The following is a 14,181-nucleotide window of genomic DNA, read 5'->3' on the forward strand; positions in this document are numbered from 1 at the left end:
AAACCTCATGACAACCCGCCGATTTCGGCAGCTTCTGAACGCCCGCTTTGCGGGCGTTCTGCTGTCGGCTGTTTCGATGATGCTCGCCGGCTGTGCCACCACCCCGCAGCTGGCGGATGCCACGGAAGCCTCTCTGCCCATGCGGGCCATGATCGATGGCGTGCCATTCCATGCCCAGCGGGAGTACCAATGTGGTCCCGCATCCCTTGCCATGGCACTCAATAGCCAGGGTGTCGATGTGACGGTGGATACCCTGATTCCGCAGGTCTTCATTCCGGACCGGGAGGGCAGCGTTCAACCGGAAATGCTGGCAACCACCCGTCGCCATGGCGTCATCCCCTACGTACTGAACAATACCTTTGATGCGCTGCTTACCGAGATCGCGACAGGCCACCCCGTGGTGGTGATGCAGAATCTGTCGCTTCCAGCCTGGCCCATGTGGCATTACGCCGTGGCCATCGGCTACGATCGAGAGGCCGGGGAGATGATCCTGCATAGCGGCGAGGAAGCGGAGCGCATCGAATCCTTCAAGCGCTTCGACGCCACCTGGGCACGCAGCGATCGCTGGGCTTTCGTCGCACTGCCACCGGGGCAGCTACCGGAGGCTATCGGCGCATTTCGTGCCCTCGATGCGATCGCCTCCTTCGAGCAGGTACAGGGGCCGCAGGCGGCGCTGCCCGCCTGGGAAGCCCTGGTCAGCCGCTTCCCGACGTCGGCCATGGGCCACTTCGCACTGGGCAATGCGCGCCATGTAACAGGCGATCGGGACGGCGCCATCGAAGCCTTCCGCGCAGCCGTGCGCCATGATGGTAAACTGGCCGTAGCCTGGCTCAACCTGGGATTGTCGCTGAGGAATCGAGGTGACGACGAGGAGGCCCATCAGGCATTATCGAGAGCGGCAGAAATACCCGGCCAGTGGCAAGCACAGGCCCAAGAGGCATTGAAGACGTACTAGGCTTCGTCTGAAAAGTCGGCGAGCGCAGGCCAGACAAGGCAAAAATCAGCAAAAAGACGGAGTTTACGTGCTGTAAATGAGTACTTTGAGCTGGTTTTTAACGCCGTATGACCGAGCGCAGCCAGTTTTCGGACAGAGCCTAGATCGTCATTGGTCACAGGAAGAATCAGATCATGAGCTACGAGATAGTCCTCAAGCGCATCTACAGCCCGGCCGAGGCAGGGGATGGCGCCAGGGTGCTGGTGGATCGCCTCTGGCCTCGCGGCAAGCGCCGCGAGAGCCTGGCCCTCACGGAGTGGTATCGGGACGCCTCGCCCTCCACGCTGCTCAGGCGCCAGTATCACCAGGCCGAGATCAGCGAAACCGTCTTCGCTGCACGCTACCGGGGCGAGCTGCGCGATGACCCTGCCTGCCTGACGCCCCTGATGCGCCATGCCCGACGCGGACGACTGACCCTGCTCTCGGCGGCTCGCCACCTCGACGACTCCCACCTGCCTCTGCTGCGGGATGCCCTGCTCCAGGCACTGCAGGACGAGGATGCCGCCGATTGCGAACCGGCCTCGCCACCCTGCTTTGCCCACTTGGGGCCTCACGACTCTTCGCAAGGAGTCTGATATTCATCAGGATAGAAGCGCATGGTCAGCCGAAAACAGGCTGAGAGAAACCATTACGACTTGCTATTGCCCATGACAATGTCTCTGGCTATGTTGAAGGTGTCCCTCCCCCAAGTAACAGGAGGCAACCTGAGAGGAGAGCTACTTCATGGATATGAGTAATGAACAGAAACGTGGTTGGGTCACCCCCGAGCTGACCCGTATGAGCATCGACGAAACGCTTGGCGGCATCATGCCCAACCCATCTGAAGAGCACTCCGGCAACGAGAGTGCTGCGGGCGATCCCAACTTTGGGATGAGCTAAGCCCCGCTGTACTGCGCTGTAACCAGCTGCAATTAAAGGAAATCGCTCGGCGGTTCAAAAGCATACGCCGTGAAGTTCTCATTTCAGGGGTTCCTTTACCCTTTTTCCTTCCGGATCGTGACCTTCGTCATTTGATTCCCGATAGTGGTGAGCCTGCTGGCTGAATAGTCTCCAGTAATGGCCTCGTTGGTGCATCAATGCATCATGATCGCCCACCTCCCTGATCTTTCCATTCTCCAGGACATAGATGACATCCGCCATGCGCACAGTGGACAGCCGATGGCTGATGATCAATGCCGCTCGATGTTCGATTCGCTCACGAAAGTTTTCGAACAACGTGAACTCGGCACCCGGATCTAGCGCACTGGTTGGCTCATCGAGGACAATGATGCTGGAACGACGCATGAAGGCACGCGCCAGGGCAACCTTCTGCCACTGGCCGATGCTCAACTCCTGGCCTTGATCGAATATACGCGTCAATGGCGTGTCGTAGCCTGCCGGCAGCGCCTCGATGAACGGGGCGGCACCCGAGAGCGAGGCCACTTGCTCGACACGTGGCGATCCTTCGGGCTCGTGGATATCCCCATAGCGAATGTTGTCGCGTGCCGTAGCGGCATAATGAGAGTAATCCTGGAAAATCACGCTGAACAAGCCGCGATAATCGTCCAGGCCATACTTCCGAATATCCTCGCCATCCAGGGTGATGCGGCCTCGAGTCGGGTCGTACAGCCGGCACAGGAGCTTGATCAGTGACGTCTTGCCAGAACCATTGGCTCCCACCAGGGCAACTACCTGGCCGGGACGTATGGCCAGGTTCACATCGTTCAGTACCTCACGCTCGCAGCCAGGATAGTGAAAGCTCACCCCTTCGAAGCGGACTCCCTCGTGCAGGGACTCGGGAAGCGGCTTGGGCGAGTCAGGGTCCAACAGCCCAGGTTCCAGATCGAGGAAATCAAACAGTAGCCCCAGATAGAGATGATCCTCATACAGCTTGGCCAGTTGTTGCACAAGCTCCTGGCCCATAGTCTGCACTCGCTGGAAGATGAGCAGGAACAGCACCAGGTCGCCGACGCTGTTATATCCCTCCGCCGTGCGCCAGGCCAGCAGGCCCATGGCACTGAAGAATGCCACGGTTGCCATTCCACCTACCAGCATCTCGATACGCGTTCTGCGGGTCGTAATGGCGAGTCGCTCGCGACGCAGCTCTGTGCGAAGACGGCCATATTGCTGCCGCAGGAAATCCCCCAGTTGGTTGAGACGCAGTTCTTTGGCATTTATCTCGGATGTCATCAACCAGTCGAGATAACCCGAACGGCGCTCCATCTGAGTGCGCTTCTGCTGCCAGACAAACAGCTCATGATTGAAGCGAAGTCGCGCAACCAGCGCTGGCATAATGGCGACCAGAAGCAAGGGCAGCAGCAAGGGACTAAGGGTTATGATCAACCCGCTGACGGCAGCAAGCATCAAGATGTTCTTGGTCAGCATCATCAGGTTGCCAACCACCTGAACTGGCCGCTGGGTGCCCGCCGCACGGGCTCGCTCCAAGGTATCGTGATAGCGCGAGCTCTCATAGAAGGAGAGATCCACCCTTACCGCGGCAGTATGTATTTCTCGATCAATGTGTTCGGCTACGTACAGCCCATGGGCTTCCCTCGCCAGGGCAGACAAGGACCGAGCTATCAAGAACGCCAGGCTGACGATCCCCGTCAACGCCACGTAGCCCAACACGATGCCTACCGATCCCTCCATTGCGTCTGGCCCCAGCCTCTGGGTGACCACATCGACCAACTGCTTCAGCAAGTAGAGCACGCCCAGGCCGAAGCCGACTTCAAGCAGCATCAAGCCGCTGCCCCACAAGGTCCAGCGGCGGCTACTAAGCCAAAGGATCGGCAGGATGCGGCGCAAGGACAGCAGCGGAGAAAACAGGCGAGTCAGCCGGATCATGGGGACACGGCCCCCCTACGCCTCATTGCCGCGTCCGCCTAATAGTGAAGCGCGAATATGCCTTCTGGAAGGGAGTGGTCAGATGATAGATCCACTGCCAACGCGACGGCAACGGGTGCAGTCGATAGTCGGCATAAGTGGGACGGAAGAACATCACCACGTTATGCAAGCGACGACCGTGTAGCCTGTGCCGCAGGCCGGCCTGCCAGTTGTAGGCCAGATCGGGCGAGACCCGGGTCCTGCTAAGGGCGATCTCAGTATCACGCCCTCCCCGCAGCGCCAACAGGCAACTGTTGACCAGTTCGTACCCATTGGCGGATAGCTCATCCTGCCATGGCTCGGGCGATTCCACGGCATGGTACAGCTCAAGGCAGGCTGCCAAGGTAGTGCTCAGCCCGCGCCGCTCGGCGCACTGCTCCACGGCAGCCAGATTGAAATCGGGGTGTCGTTGCAACGCATCGAGGTCCACCAGCCAGTGGAGGTGCGACCAATGGTGACGAGTATGGTGCAGGCAGAGATAGACAAACAGTTCAGCGATCGGCATTACGGCAAGATCCACACCATTAAGGCGGTACACGTCCGCCTCTTCGATAAGCTTCCGTGTGTCATAGAAGTTTCCCGATCTATCGATCTGGTGATGCACTTCCACCGGAATTCCCAGCGGGCTGATGAGCGAGATGACTTGGTGGACCCGACAGGCGAAAGCCAGCGCGGCTCGATCACGGCTGAGCGCCTGTGGCATCCAGGAGACATAGCCTTCGGCCAGCATGGCATCGAGCAGTTCGACGACATGTGCAGCGGGTACCAGCAGATCGATATCCCGGCAGAAGCGCACCGCAGGGTCATCGTAATAGCGACCCGCGAGACTCGGTCCTTTGAAGAACAGGTGCGGGACACGGCTCGGATTCAAGAAATGCTCCACCAGCCGGCGCTGTTCGCCAGCAATTAGCAGATTGTGCTGAATCACGTCGAGACTCCCCCGCCGCATCACATCCCATTGCGCTTCAGCCACCTCTCCTTGCGTCGCAAGGGAGCGAAGGTGGCGATAGGCCAATGGCAGGATGAAACGCCGCCGCGCTTCATCGGCCAGGAGTGACCAGTCCGGGATCCGTTCGATCAAAGCACGAGCTTCCCGAGCCTGATTCTCGGATAGCTCCAGGCGGGAGAGCAACAGTAACAGCTTGAGCTCCAACGGCAGTGACATATGGAGTTGGGATAGGGACATATAGCGTTCTTCTATGAGTGAGAATGACCCTGTCATCGAACCTGAGAGGCTGCCAGAACTCTACTAATGTAATTTCAAGTTAGCAGCGCTACCGAAAAGCAACCATATTGAATCAACTGCCAAGGCAAGGCTGCATACTGATGTGCAAGTCGCCGGATCGGAGGAACTTCGCCATGCGCCAGTTTCGACGTCTCACGCCTGACCGCCGACACCTTGTACTGGAAGCCGCCACGGGGCTCGCACTGGCCTGGCTGCTGGTACGGGGCTTTCCGTTCCGGTACTGGTGCTCATTGCTTGGGGAGCGTGCCGCCGGCGAAGTCGACCTCCACCCCCTTTACTCCGACCAACAGGCGACACGCGAGATCTGCTGGGCTGTCACGGCCGTGAACCGAGCCACGGGAGACCACTTTACCTGCCTGATGCTTGCGATGGCAGCTCAGCGGATGCTGAGCCGCAGGGGCATATCGAGCAGCCTGGTGCTCGGCACCCTCACCGAGCGGGACGAGATCGGCAAGCTAGTCATCAAGGCCCACGCCTGGTTGCGAGTCGACGGCGAACTGGTGCTAGGTCATCATGATGGCCGCTTTGCTGCCCTCTCGAGTTATCTGCGCCGGTCTACCCCGAGCGTGCGAGGCAAGACGCCGTGAGCGCCATCGCAGGACGCCTTCATCTCTGCGGAACCCCCGTGTCGCCCGAAACCCTGGCCCATGCCTGCACCGCACTGGCCGATTACGGACCGCAAGGGAGCGACATCTGGGTCGAAGGCCACCTCGGCCTGGGCTATCGACACCTTGTCGTAGCACCAGAGTCCCGCTACGAAGCCCAACCCCTGCGTCAAGGCTCGCTCGCGCTAGTGGCAGACGCCATCCTCCACAATCGCGACGAACTGTGCGAGATGTTGGACATTCCTGCGCATCAGCGACCTTACCTACCAGACAGCCAGCTTCTGCTCGGCGCCTACCGCCGCTGGGGGACGGAGTGCGTCACTCGCTTGCATGGCGATTTCGCTTTCGCCCTCTGGGATGGGCAGGCCCAACGCCTTTTCGCCGCTCGCGACCCGGTGGGTGCACGCCCATTCTTCTACGCCCATCGAGGCCAATGCCTGTCGTTTGCCAGCAATGTCCGGGGCCTGCAGGCCCTGGCAGACGCACCCTTTCCGCTGGATGAGTCACGTGTCGCCAACTATCTCATCTGGCCACTCAACCCTGTGGAAGCGAGCTTCTTCAAGGGAATCAGCCCCTTGGCGCCAGGCTATAGTCTCATGGCCACTCCCGACGGCCTGAGTGTCCAACGCTGGTGGGATCCACGCAATGTGCCTGACGTGCGCTTTAATCGGCGGGAAGAGTACGTCGAGCAGTGTCGCGAACTGTTGGAACGCGCAGTAAATGATTGCCTGAGAACCGACCATCCTGTGGGCACGCACTTCAGCGGCGGCCTTGACTCCACCGGGGTGACGATACTGGCTAACCGCCTGCTCAGGAAGCAAGGCCGTAGCCTGGACATGAGCTACACCTGGGCACCGCCAATCAATGCCCGCTACCCCTTGAGCGATAGCCAGTGGGATGAGCGGCGCACCATTCTTGAGGTGTGTCGCCGGGAAGATATCTCTTGTCACCATGGCATCGCCGATGGCTCGGACTACGCGGCGTACTGTGCACGGGACCTGGCGGTGGAAGGCCACTGCGACCTGTTCGAGGAGCTCCCGGTCATGGCTGCTGCAGCCAGCCGCGGCACGCGAGTGATGCTATCCGGCTGGGGGGGAGACGAAGCGCTCACCTTCACGACACGCGGCGTGGCCGCCTTCCTGTTGCGAAGCGGGCGCTGGGCAACTCTACTCGACATGGCACGGCGACAGGCCGGCGGGCTGCGCCGCTGGCGGCGGTGGAGCCGGTTTCTATGGCAAGAGGGGTGCCTGCCGTTCATGCCGGACTCCGTCTACGCCCGCTTCTCTCCCTATCTGAATACCGAGCGGCTCCCCCAGGCGGCGAGGTCGTCCTTCCTGTCGCAATATTCCTCCGTCGAAGTCGGCCGCGGCGCCATTTGGCGGGTCTACGCCGATCCGCGACGTATCCAGCAAGCACTGCTCGACAATGGCCATCTGGCTGCACGCATGAGCGCCTGGTCGAACTGGGCGGCGCCGCACCGGCTGGTCTATCGCTACCCCCTGACAGACCGCCGGATCCTGGAATTCTCCCTGGGGCTTCCTCGCGAGCTGCTTTGGCAGGAGGGCACCAGCCGCTGGGTCTATCGCCGGGCCATGCAGGACCTGCTGCCGGCTCGCCTTGGCAAGTACGACGAGGCCAACGAGCGCAAGCGCGTCGATCAGTTGGTGGAATGCCGCCAGCTACTGGCCAGGCAGGCCAGGCGGGGGGCCTTCCTTGCGCCTTGCCCGTGGCTCGACGTGAACTTGCTCCACGAGCGCCTGATGGCCCCGCCCGATAGCGACCCTGGCCGAGCCATACAGGAGTTCGTCCCACTGGAGGCGGCGCTGCGCACCTGGCACCTGTGGCAGCGCTACGGCGCGATGGACAGCCAAGCTGCTGCCACCTACTGACATCGTCAGTAACCACCTTCAAAACAAAGGAGTAACCATCATGAATGCCCAGTCTTGGATAGTGCGCAGCCAGGAGCCCCTCGCCTCTCGGATCGATGACGACCTGGTTCTCTTCAGCGCCCGCAACGGCATGTACTACGGCACCCAGAGTATTGGTCAGACAATCTGGGGGCTGCTCGAGTCGGAGATCCAGTTCAGCGAGCTCTGCGACCGCCTGCAGGCGTCCTATGAGGTTGACAGGAACACCTGCGAACGGGAAGTCGAGGCGTTTCTTCTCCAACTCGAACAGGAGGGTCTGATCAACGTTCGTTGAGTCCCGCCTCGTCAGGAGATGCAAATCGCGACGCTTCGATCTCCTGCATCAAGGGTGCCAGGCTCGCATCCATCCGCTCGAGTGACCAGGGTCGGCGGAAACGATAGACCTGAATCTGCGACGCCAACGCCGATACTGTCGCCAATAGGCGTGCCGGAGGATTGAACAACCGACCGAGTTCCGCACGGTAGAGCGCCCGCAGCAGTACGCGGAAAGCATCCACCCCTTTCAGGAGCGTCAGACTGGAAACCTCGCCGGGCTCGGCACGCTCCAGCTCAACCAGCACCTTGAGCGGCCCGGCTTCATCTCGGAAGCCGGCATGCGCATTGAGGTGATACTTGTCGGCGCGGGTCAGATCACGCACCAGTCCACTCGTGTCGATTGCCATTGCCGCCAGGGCATCCTGCCATAGCTTGAGGCGAGGTGGCCCAGGATGCAGTATAGGTTCCGGCGCATCCGGCTCGATCACTGCAACGTCGTCACTGACCAGAGGCCAGCCATGTTGCTGGTGGAGCCAGGCCGCCAGGGTGGACTTACCCGCCCCGGAATCCCCGGTGAAGGCCCAGACCCCGGCCGGTGTATGCACGGCACTGACATGCAGCGGCAGGCACTGGCGCTGGTGCAACAGGATCCCCAGAGCGGCCCCGAGAAGATAGAGGCGTACGTCACCCGACACGACCTGGTGCTCTGGTTCTCTTGGCACCCGCCGGTCGACCAGGATGCGCCGCCCCTGCTCGATGCGATAGCGCCCAATTCCCTGCACTAGTATCTGGCAGCGCTCGCCATCCAGCTCCAGGCAGGGCCAGTCTTCCACCGCATCATCAAGCGGACCTAACTGGCCCGGGGTGAGAATCTCGATATCAGGTTCCGCGCAAGGCGGAGCCGGCGTCAGCTCCGGCAGTTCCAGCTCCGACACCAGGCTCAGACCGTAACTTCGATACTGGTATCTTGCGGTTCTACGGAATTGCTGTCCGCGGCGCTCCTGCTTTTTCTCGGGATTCGAACCATTCGACGGTAAATCACAGTGAGTCATGGCCGTATACACCCCGCCTGGCCGATGCTGCACCACGCAGCGCATTGATAGGAGTGTAGACGCTTTTTCCGGACACTTAGCCCGAACACACCGACGGCGCCATAAGGCGCCGTCGGTCGGTCAAGTGACCCAGATGCAGGAGCGTCAGAACACGCGGTTCAGCCCATTCTGCGCCGCCACCCGGTAGGCCTCGGCCATGGTGGGGTAGTTGAAGGTGGTGTTGACGAAGTACTTCAAGGTGTTGGCATCACCCTTCTGCTGCATGATCGCCTGGCCGATGTGGACGATCTCCGAGGCCTGGTCACCGAAGCAGTGAATGCCGTAGATCTCCAGGGTGTCCTGGTGGAACAGGATCTTGAGCATCCCGACGGTATCGCCGGTGATCTGGGCACGGGCCGTATCCTTGAAGAAGGCCTGCGCCACTTCATAGGGTACCCGGGCCTCGGTCAGCTCACGCTCGGTACGGCCGAAGGAGCTGATCTCCGGGATGGTGTAGATCCCCGTGGGCACCTCGTTGACGTAGCGATAGTCCCTGTCGAGCAGCTCGTCGCAGGCGTTGAGACCCTGGTCGTAGGCAGCACTTGCCAGGCTCGGCCAGCCGATCACGTCACCGGCGGCATAGATGTGGTGGATTGCAGTGCGGTAATGATCATCCACCTGCAGCTGTCCGCGGCTATTGGCCTCCAGGCCGATATTCTCGAGCCCGAGCTCATCGGTATTGCCGGTTCGTCCGTTGGCCCAGAGGAAGGCGTCGGCACGCAGCTTCTTGCCCGACTTGAGGTAGACCGTGACGCCGGACTCATCGCCCTCGACGCGCTCGTACTCCTCCTGGTGACGAATCAGCACCCCGTGCTTGCGCAGGTGATAAGAGAGCGCGTCAGAGATCTCGTCGTCGAGAAAGGAGAGCAGGCTGTCACGGTTATTGATCAGGTCGACCTTGACGCCCAGGCCGGAGAAGATCGAGGCATATTCGCAGCCGATGACACCGGCACCGAAGATGATCAGCGTGCGGGGGGTATGCGACAGGCTGAGGATGGTGTCGGATTCGTAGATACGCGGGTGACGAAAATCGATATCCGCAGGCCGGTAGGGCCGCGAACCGGTAGCGATGACGACCTTCTGGGCGACCAGCTCCTCCAGAGCTTCCTGGCGATCGCGAATCAGCAGCGTGTGCTCGTCCTTGAAGCGTGCCACACCGCTGAACAGGTCGATTCGATTGCGGGCATAGAAGCGGGTCCGCATCTCCACCTGCTGGTCAATGGTGACTCGTGAACGCTCCATCACGCGGGGAAAGGAGAACCAGCGAGGCTCACCGATATCACGAAACATGCGATTGGTATTGAAGGCCATGATCTGCTTGACCTGGTGGCGCAGCGCCTTGGAGGGAATCGTCCCCCAGTGCGTGCAGTTGCCTCCGACCACGGACTGCTTCTCCACAATCGCAACCCGCTTGCCGTGCTTGGCGGCATTGATGGCCGCGCTCTCACCGGCGGGGCCGGTACCGATTACCACCACGTCGTAGTTATGAACTGCCATGGGCTCTCGCGTCTCCTTTTCCCTTGCTCATTGGTTGAGGATGGCAATCAGCGCCGCGTTGCGTCGTATCCCAGGTCGGCGCCACGGCTCTCGTCGCTACGCCGCCGCGGGCTGGTATTGCGCTTGCGGTTCTCCTCCTCGCAGACCTCATCCTTGCCACCGCAAATATCGCAGCCCTGCTTGAGACCAAGGTTGTTGAGGCCCCCGCAGGAACCGGCAATGGGCTTGCGGCCCATGATCACGCCGATCGCCATGGCGGCCATGACAAGCAGCATGAAGCCCAGAACGATAAAAAAGATGTTCATGTAATGCTCCTCTCCATCAGGACTCGAACCACGGCTCCATCGCCGTGGTGTAGCGAATTTCGATGCCTTGTGGTGTCTTGACAACGAGTCGGGCGGCACTATCCACACCCAGGGTCTGGCTCGGCGTCGTACCCTGCTGGTCGGCCACCATCAGCAACAGCGCCTGGCGTGAAGCCTCGCTGGCGGTCGCCGCTACCACGCTGATTCCCAGGGTCCTGGGCAGAGCGGGTATCGCCACGGGGGTCGGCCTGACAAGCCGGTGCACCAGTGCCGCATCCGTCAGGTTGATACGGCGCCCCTCTCCCTGCTCGGGCAGTCCCGCATGCTCCAGGGAGAGCCACCAGCCACCGCCGGGCGGCAGGCCTCGGGTGCGAATGACGCCGCCGACCTCGACCATCATGTGTTCGACCTCGAGCTCGGTCAGCCATTCCGTGAGGCGATCGACGGCCAGCGCGTGTATCAGTCGATCCAGCTCGTCGACAAGCGCGACGGGGGTCGCTGCAAGCACCTTGGGTGTGGCGGAAAAAGCGGCTGCCAGCGTACCCAGAAGGGCTTCTCGCTGCTGCTGGAGCTGTGCCAGCTCACCTTGTATGCCGACCGCAATACGGTCGCGCTCGGTAGCATCGAGATCGGCATACAGGGTGATATGGTAACCCGTGCCCAGGGCGGTGCCCTGGTACAGCTGTTCCTGAAGCTGGCTGCGGCAGGCGCTCAACAGCGCCATGGGCAGCATCACCAGGAGGAACATGAACAGGGCTGGCCCACCGTGGGCCAGCCCTGAAAATCGCCGTGAAGCGAGTGAGATCATCCGCCAAAGTCGTCCAGCAGGATGTTCTCGGGCTCCACCCCCAGGTCAAGCAGCAGCTTGATCACGGAGGCGTTCATCATGGGCGGCCCGCACATGTAGTACTCGCAGTCCTCGGGCGCCGGATGGTCCTTGAGGTAGTTCTCGTAGAGGACATTGTGGATGAAGCCGGTGGGGCCTTCCCAGTTGTCCTCGGGGAGCGGATCGGAGAGCGCCAGGTGCCACTCGAAGTTGGGGTACTCCTCGGCCAACTTGTCATACTCGTCGTTGTAGAAGGTCTCGCGCCAGGAGCGCGCACCGTACCAGAACGAGATCTTGCGCTGGGATTTCAGACGCTTGAGCTGGTCGAAGATATGGCTACGCATGGGCGCCATGCCGGCGCCACCGCCGACGAAGATCATTTCCGCGTCGGTGTCCTTGGCGAAGAACTCACCGAAGGGCCCCATCACCGTGACCTTGTCGCCCGGCTTCAGGCTGAAGACATAGGTCGACATCAGCCCCGGCGGATGGTTGGTGTTGGGCGGCGGCGTGGCGATACGGATGTTGAACTTGAGGATCCCCACCTCTTCCGGATAGTTCGCCATGGAGTAGGCGCGGATGACCTCCTCGTTGTTCTTGTGGGAGAGCTTGAACAGGTCAAACTTCTCCCAGTCGCCCCGGTACTCCTCCTCGATATCGAAGTCGGAAAACTTGATATCGTAGGGCGGCGCCACCAGTTGGACGTAGCCGCCGGCGCGAAAGTCCACGTTCTCGCCTTCGGGCAGCTTGAGGTTGAGTTCCTTGATGAAGGTGGCGACGTTGGGATTGGAGATGACCTCGCACTCCCACTTCTTGACGCCGAAGACTTCCTCCGGGACTTCCACCTTCATGTCCTGCTTCACCGGCACCTGACAGGAGAGGCGCCAGCCCTCCTTCTTCTCGCGCATGGTGAAGTGGGACTCTTCGGTAGGCAGGATGGCACCGCCACCCTCCTCCACGCGGCACTTGCACTGGGCGCAGGAGCCGCCGCCGCCGCAGGCCGACGACAGGAAGATGCCGTTGGCGGCCAGGGTGTTCAACAGTTTGCCACCCGCCTGGGTGGTCAGGGTATGTTCGGGATCGCCGTTGACCTCGATGGTCACGTCCCCACTGCTCACGAGCTTGCTGCGAGCGGCCAGGATCACACCGGTCAGACCGATGACGATCAGGGTGAACATGAACACACCGAGCAAGATGAGTGATGTTCCAACCATGTCGGTTTCCTATTTGCTGTGAGTAACCGGATTCCCGACGGCGCATAGCACCGTCGGAAACAAGCCCTGGCTCAGAGCTGAATGCCGGAGAAGGACATGAAGCCCAGCGACATCAGACCTACGGTGATGAAGGTGATGCCCAGGCCCTGCAGGCCGGCAGGCACGTCGCTGTACTTGAGCCTCTCGCGCAGACCGGCAAGCGCGGTGATCGCCAGCGCCCAGCCAACCCCGGAGCCGAAGCCGTAGACCACGGACTCGCCGAAGTTGTAGTTGCGCTCGACCATGAACAGCACGCCACCGAGGATGGCGCAGTTCACGGTGATCAACGGCAGGAAGACGCCCAGCGCGTTGTAGAGGACCGGCACGTACTTGTCGAGGAACATCTCGAGAATCTGCACCAGAGCGGCGATGACGCCGATGTAGGAGAGCAGGCCCAGGAACGACAGATCGACGTTCTCGGTACCGGCAATGCCGGTCCAGGTCAACGCCCCTTCCGCCAACAAGCCATTGTAGATGACATTGTTGACCGGCACGGAGATGGTCAGCACCACGATGACCGCGATACCCAGGCCGAAGGCCGCCGAGACCTTCTTGGACACCGCCAGGAAGGTACACATGCCCAGGAAGAACGCCAGGGCCAGGTTCTCGACGAAGACCGAAGCGACGAAAAGGCTAATATAGTGTTCCATGTTACACAGCCTCCTTCGGCTCGGTGTTGTGCTTCATCTTGAACTCGTTCTCCTCGACCTGCTCCGGATGCGTCTCGCGAATCACCCAGATCAGCAGGCCGATGATGAAGAACGCCGAGGGCGGCAGCAGCAGCAGGCCGTTGGGCACGTACCAGCCACCGTCCTGCACGGGTTGCAGAATGGTGAAGCCGAACACGCTGCCGGAACCGAACAGCTCACGTACGAAGCCGACGAACATCAGCACCATGCCGTAGCCCAGGCCGTTGCCGATACCGTCGAGGAAGGAGAGCCCCGGGCTGTTCTGCATGGCGAAGCCTTCGGCACGCCCCATCACGATGCAGTTGGTGATGATCAGGCCCACGAATACCGAGAGCTGCTTGGACATCTCATAGGCGAAGGCCTTGAGCACCTGATCCACCACGATGACCAATGACGCGATAATAGTCATCTGTACGATGATACGAATCGCGGAGGGAATGTGATGGCGGATCAACGACACGAACAGGTTGGAGAAGGCCGTAACGAAGATGACCGCCATGGTCATGACCAGCGAGACGCTCATGCTGGTCGTCACCGCCAGCGCGGAGCAGATACCGAGTATCTGCAGGGCGATGGGGTTGTTCTTGAAGATCGGCGACAACACGACGCCCTTGGGAGAGACGGTTGACATGA

General features: G+C 60.9%; 15 protein-coding genes. 6 read left to right on the forward strand and 9 right to left on the reverse strand.

Annotation, left to right across the window (positions count from 1 at the left end):
* Nucleotides 1-7 precede the first annotated feature (7 nt).
* The 3 genes from LY622_RS16730 (at nt 8) to LY622_RS16740 (ending at nt 1,873) form a co-directional block, all read left to right on the forward strand.
* The gene (locus LY622_RS16730) at nt 8-955 is read left to right on the forward strand and encodes a PA2778 family cysteine peptidase (RefSeq protein WP_234291930.1); all 948 of its coding nucleotides are present in this window, start codon (nt 8-10) and stop codon (nt 953-955) included.
* Nucleotides 956-1,128: 173 nt separating this feature from the next.
* A complete protein-coding gene (locus LY622_RS16735; RefSeq protein ID WP_234291931.1) occupies nt 1,129-1,569 on the forward strand; it encodes a DUF488 domain-containing protein in 441 nt (146 codons plus the stop codon).
* Between the two features lie 148 nt (nt 1,570-1,717).
* Nucleotides 1,718-1,873, forward strand: coding sequence for a hypothetical protein (locus LY622_RS16740; protein ID WP_234291932.1), 156 nt, complete (start codon nt 1,718-1,720; stop codon nt 1,871-1,873).
* Nucleotides 1,874-1,951: 78 nt separating this feature from the next.
* On the opposite strand, the gene LY622_RS16745 is transcribed toward LY622_RS16740, so the two are convergent.
* Nucleotides 1,952-3,817 carry an ABC transporter ATP-binding protein gene (locus LY622_RS16745; RefSeq protein WP_234291933.1) on the reverse strand — a complete coding sequence of 622 codons (1,866 nt, stop codon included), beginning with the start codon at nt 3,815-3,817 and terminating at the stop codon, nt 1,952-1,954.
* Between the two features lie 22 nt (nt 3,818-3,839).
* The gene (locus tag LY622_RS16750; RefSeq protein ID WP_234291934.1) at nt 3,840-5,042 is read right to left on the reverse strand and encodes a nucleotidyltransferase family protein; all 1,203 of its coding nucleotides are present in this window, start codon (nt 5,040-5,042) and stop codon (nt 3,840-3,842) included.
* Nucleotides 5,043-5,215: 173 nt separating this feature from the next.
* Between LY622_RS16750 and LY622_RS16755 the strand changes: the two genes are divergently transcribed.
* Genes LY622_RS16755 through LY622_RS16765 form a run of 3 tightly spaced genes read left to right on the forward strand, consistent with a single transcriptional unit; the run spans nt 5,216 to nt 7,909 of the window.
* Nucleotides 5,216-5,689, forward strand: a complete 474-nt coding sequence (locus LY622_RS16755) for a lasso peptide biosynthesis B2 protein (RefSeq protein WP_234291935.1) — start codon at nt 5,216-5,218, stop codon at nt 5,687-5,689.
* Nucleotides 5,686-7,596, forward strand: coding sequence for an asparagine synthase-related protein (locus LY622_RS16760; protein WP_500796439.1), 1,911 nt, complete (start codon nt 5,686-5,688; stop codon nt 7,594-7,596). Before LY622_RS16755 ends, LY622_RS16760 begins: the two co-directional genes overlap by 4 nt.
* A gap of 40 nt (nt 7,597-7,636) precedes the next feature.
* A complete protein-coding gene (locus LY622_RS16765) occupies nt 7,637-7,909 on the forward strand; it encodes a PqqD family peptide modification chaperone (protein ID WP_234291937.1) in 273 nt (90 codons plus the stop codon).
* Here LY622_RS16765 and LY622_RS16770 read toward each other — a convergent pair.
* From LY622_RS16770 to LY622_RS16800, 7 genes are all read right to left on the reverse strand, one after another.
* Entirely contained in the window at nt 7,896-8,825 is a 930-nt protein-coding gene (locus tag LY622_RS16770) for a hypothetical protein (protein ID WP_234291938.1), read from the reverse strand. The genes LY622_RS16765 and LY622_RS16770 overlap by 14 nt on opposite strands.
* Nucleotides 8,826-9,086: 261 nt before the next feature.
* The gene (gene sthA, locus LY622_RS16775) at nt 9,087-10,478 is read right to left on the reverse strand and encodes a Si-specific NAD(P)(+) transhydrogenase (RefSeq protein ID WP_234291939.1); all 1,392 of its coding nucleotides are present in this window, start codon (nt 10,476-10,478) and stop codon (nt 9,087-9,089) included.
* A 47-nt stretch (nt 10,479-10,525) separates the two neighbouring features.
* On the reverse strand, nt 10,526-10,783 hold the full coding sequence (nqrM, locus tag LY622_RS16780; protein ID WP_234281187.1) for a (Na+)-NQR maturation NqrM: 258 nt from the start codon (nt 10,781-10,783) through the stop codon (nt 10,526-10,528).
* A 16-nt stretch (nt 10,784-10,799) separates the two neighbouring features.
* Nucleotides 10,800-11,591, reverse strand: a complete 792-nt coding sequence (locus LY622_RS16785; RefSeq protein ID WP_234291940.1) for an FAD:protein FMN transferase — start codon at nt 11,589-11,591, stop codon at nt 10,800-10,802.
* Nucleotides 11,588-12,820, reverse strand: a complete 1,233-nt coding sequence (gene nqrF, locus LY622_RS16790) for an NADH:ubiquinone reductase (Na(+)-transporting) subunit F (RefSeq protein WP_234281189.1) — start codon at nt 12,818-12,820, stop codon at nt 11,588-11,590. The genes LY622_RS16785 and nqrF overlap by 4 nt, the downstream gene beginning before the upstream one ends.
* A gap of 71 nt (nt 12,821-12,891) precedes the next feature.
* Nucleotides 12,892-13,509 carry an NADH:ubiquinone reductase (Na(+)-transporting) subunit E gene (nqrE, locus tag LY622_RS16795; protein WP_066445691.1) on the reverse strand — a complete coding sequence of 206 codons (618 nt, stop codon included), beginning with the start codon at nt 13,507-13,509 and terminating at the stop codon, nt 12,892-12,894.
* A gap of 1 nt (nt 13,510) precedes the next feature.
* Nucleotides 13,511-14,179, reverse strand: a complete 669-nt coding sequence (locus LY622_RS16800) for an NADH:ubiquinone reductase (Na(+)-transporting) subunit D (protein ID WP_234291941.1) — start codon at nt 14,177-14,179, stop codon at nt 13,511-13,513.
* Between the last annotated feature and the right edge of the window lie 2 nt (nt 14,180-14,181).

This window comes from Halomonas alkalisoli (genome assembly GCF_021412585.1).
GTDB lineage: Bacteria > Pseudomonadota > Gammaproteobacteria > Pseudomonadales > Halomonadaceae > Halomonas > Halomonas alkalisoli.

Excerpts from the sequence above, each read along its gene's own strand:
- LY622_RS16730 (WP_234291930.1), top strand. The coding sequence starts at position 8 with ATGACAACCCGCCGATTTCGGCAGCTTCTGAACGCCCGCTTTGCGGGC.
- LY622_RS16735 (WP_234291931.1), top strand. The coding sequence starts at position 1,129 with ATGAGCTACGAGATAGTCCTCAAGCGCATCTACAGCCCGGCCGAGGCA.
- LY622_RS16740 (WP_234291932.1), top strand. The coding sequence starts at position 1,718 with ATGGATATGAGTAATGAACAGAAACGTGGTTGGGTCACCCCCGAGCTG.
- LY622_RS16745 (WP_234291933.1), bottom strand. The coding sequence starts at position 3,817 with ATGATCCGGCTGACTCGCCTGTTTTCTCCGCTGCTGTCCTTGCGCCGC.
- LY622_RS16750 (WP_234291934.1), bottom strand. The coding sequence starts at position 5,042 with ATGTCCCTATCCCAACTCCATATGTCACTGCCGTTGGAGCTCAAGCTG.
- LY622_RS16755 (WP_234291935.1), top strand. The coding sequence starts at position 5,216 with ATGCGCCAGTTTCGACGTCTCACGCCTGACCGCCGACACCTTGTACTG.
- LY622_RS16765 (WP_234291937.1), top strand. The coding sequence starts at position 7,637 with ATGAATGCCCAGTCTTGGATAGTGCGCAGCCAGGAGCCCCTCGCCTCT.
- sthA (WP_234291939.1), bottom strand. The coding sequence starts at position 10,478 with ATGGCAGTTCATAACTACGACGTGGTGGTAATCGGTACCGGCCCCGCC.
- nqrM (WP_234281187.1), bottom strand. The coding sequence starts at position 10,783 with ATGAACATCTTTTTTATCGTTCTGGGCTTCATGCTGCTTGTCATGGCC.
- LY622_RS16785 (WP_234291940.1), bottom strand. The coding sequence starts at position 11,591 with ATGATCTCACTCGCTTCACGGCGATTTTCAGGGCTGGCCCACGGTGGG.
- nqrF (WP_234281189.1), bottom strand. The coding sequence starts at position 12,820 with ATGGTTGGAACATCACTCATCTTGCTCGGTGTGTTCATGTTCACCCTG.
- nqrE (WP_066445691.1), bottom strand. The coding sequence starts at position 13,509 with ATGGAACACTATATTAGCCTTTTCGTCGCTTCGGTCTTCGTCGAGAAC.
- LY622_RS16800 (WP_234291941.1), bottom strand. The coding sequence starts at position 14,179 with ATGTCAACCGTCTCTCCCAAGGGCGTCGTGTTGTCGCCGATCTTCAAG.